Annotated in this window: 3 protein-coding genes; 1 reads left to right on the top strand and 2 read right to left on the bottom strand. The window is 54.8% G+C overall.

The window, feature by feature from the left end; translation table 11 throughout:
- The coding region (locus VGK23_13215; protein HEY3421505.1) for a dCMP deaminase family protein at window positions 1-414 on the bottom strand (414 nt) is incomplete at its 3' end.
- A gap of 166 nt (window positions 415-580) precedes the next feature.
- Here VGK23_13215 and VGK23_13210 point away from each other — a divergent pair.
- The gene (locus tag VGK23_13210) at window positions 581-1,528 is read left to right on the top strand and encodes a S26 family signal peptidase (GenBank protein HEY3421504.1); all 948 of its coding nucleotides are present in this window, start codon (window positions 581-583) and stop codon (window positions 1,526-1,528) included.
- A 4-nt stretch (window positions 1,529-1,532) separates the two neighbouring features.
- Here the strand turns inward: VGK23_13210 and VGK23_13205 are convergent.
- Window positions 1,533-2,106, bottom strand: a 574-nt coding sequence (locus tag VGK23_13205) for a cell division control protein Cdc6 (protein ID HEY3421503.1), incomplete at its 5' end; no start/stop codon positions are given.

Genomic DNA, 2,106 nt, shown 5'->3' with positions numbered 1-2,106 from the left:
CGATCTAGAAAGTTCATCAACGTAGTCGTCCTGGTAGATGATCTCGATTATCCCTGCGTTCAATAGTATCTTCGCGCACAGAACGCAAGGGAAATTGGTGGTGTAGACCGCCGCGTCCTTGATGCTGACCCCGAAATATGCGGCCTGGATGACCGCGTTCTGCTCCGCATGGACTCCGCGACACAGCTCGTGTCTCGTTCCCGATTGGATGTGATTCTCCAGCCTGACGCACCCTACTTCCTCGCAATGCCGAAGACCCTTCGGCGCTCCATTGTAACCGGTCGTAAGCACCCGTTTCTCCTTGACTATCACAGCACCGACCTTTCGTCTCAGGCAGGTCGACCGGGTTGCCACCAGCTCGGCCATGCTCATGAAGTAGGTGTCATTGTCGGGTCTCACTGAGGATTGCATCATCTTTATTGGTGAATCTTCTTCCAGGATAACAACATTCCTACTATGCGGGCGGTCTTGTCCGATCGCTGTAAAACCCGCTAAAGCAGAACGGATGTGCGGGAATGGTCTCCGAAAAGAGAGGGATCGCTAGAAATCATAATGAACAACCACTGCTGTTAGCCCAGCCGTGAGCGACACGGCAGCCAAGGCGATGAAGGCCCTGAAGGGTTTCAAAGGGCTGTTCATCGCCGCAGCGATCGTCATTGTGATAATCCTAGGCCTCTTCGCGTACAGCGGCCTTTGGCCACCATTGGTCGTTGTCGAATCGGAGAGCATGCAGCATTCTGATACCACCAGTTACATCGGTGTGATCGATACTGGCGATCTGGTCATTGTCAAGACCGTTTCTTCGTTATCGGAGATCAAGACCTATGTGTCCAGTTACAACGAGGGTTACAAGACCTATGGAGACTATGGGGACGTGGTCATCTATAACCGGGACGGGAGCGTCCTGGCAAAGCCAGTCATTCATCGAGCGATCGTTGAACTGGAGTTCAATAGCACATCCTATAGTTTCGACGTACCCTCGCTGGCCAATGTCCCTACGGACAAATGGAGTGTCGGGGGGCAGCACACCGGAATATGGTATGACCTGAAATCCTCCCTCGAGATCTATCATGTTGGTTATCGGGACCAGACGGTCACCATCAGCCTTTCCAGCATTCTTAGCTACTACGAGTCCAACGGCATCGCCCCCCACGGCGGCCTAATAACCAAAGGAGATCACAATCTTCTCTATGACCAGTCACCAATGGCCAACATCGCGCATCAACCAGTGACGGCGCAATGGATCGTCGGAGAGGCTCGCGGAGAGGTGCCTTGGTTCGGCCTCATCAAGCTCTGGGCCGGCGGAAATATGCCAGCGCAGACCCCCGAGAACAGCAAGACCGACCTGATCCTGACCATTGTGATCATTGTTGCCATCCCGGTCATCCTTGACGTCACCGAGTTCATGTTGAGAAGAAAGGGTATCGATATGTGGGGAAGGGTTAGGATGGCATTGAGGATGAAGCCCAAGAAGCCAGAGGTCGAAGAGAAGCCGGACAAACGGGCCGTAAAGAAGAAGGACCGCTGACCTCTCAGATCAGCGTGGTCTGCCCCTTGGGCTTGTAGTTCTTGAGCGCCTGGAAAGTATCGTCCTCCTCCAGGACCTTCTTTATCTCGGTGGTGGGGACGCTAAGGTCGATCTCCTTGGTCCTCCCTCCCCGGCCGAACGAACGGACCTTGGCATGGATGATGCCCATCATGTCCAGTTCAGACAGCAGGTCGGTTATGCGGCGTTGCGTCAGAACGCTCAGGCCGACGATCCGGCTCAGGTCCTTATACTTCTCGTAGACGTCCCCGGTGGTCAGCCTCTCCATTCCGCACTCGTTCAGGATGACCACGCACATCAGCACTAGTTTCGATTGGGATGGCAGTGTCCGTATTGCCTCACTGACACAGTCTAGCTCCATCTTGTTCTTGGCCTTGTAGACGTGCAGTTCGGTGACCTTTTCTGAGTTTTCCCGTTCGGCTATCTCTGCCGCTATCCGCAACAGGTCCAGGGCACGACGCGCGTCACCGTGCTCCTGGGCTGCCAGGGCGGCACACAGAGGGATCACCGCGGATTCGAGCACCGCATCGTCGAAGGATAGCAGAGCCCTCTGATTGAGA

This window comes from Methanomassiliicoccales archaeon, assembly GCA_036504055.1.
GTDB lineage: Archaea > Thermoplasmatota > Thermoplasmata > Methanomassiliicoccales > UBA472 > DASXVU01.
This window is presented reverse-complemented; position numbering and strand designations above follow the sequence as displayed.